Consider the following 263-nt stretch of genomic DNA (forward strand, 5'->3'; position numbering starts at 1 on the left):
CCGTGATTCAGAGTTGCGGGGCATGTCGTCGTGTAGCCACATGCGGTTCAACTCCATATAGCCCCGGTTATCCGTTTCAAGCACGACACGACGACCTGAGTTGGGGTTAAGGGCATATCCCCACTGGAGAACGCCAACCAGATCGCGTCCGCTGAATACCCCCAGGTGAAGGTAAGAGTTATTCACAAAACGGCGGGAATAGTGCTTTGTCTGAATAATTGTGCGGGCCAGCCAGCAGGATATGGTTTCAACGCGCAGCTCCT

General features: G+C 54.0%; 1 protein-coding gene. It reads right to left on the bottom strand.

Annotated features, from left to right (window positions below):
* Positions 1–263: Mom family adenine methylcarbamoylation protein (locus tag AC0L27_RS41390; protein ID WP_473323900.1), on the bottom strand; the 263-nt coding region annotated here is incomplete at both ends.

It is taken from the genome of Bradyrhizobium sp. Ken51 (genome assembly GCF_055807435.1).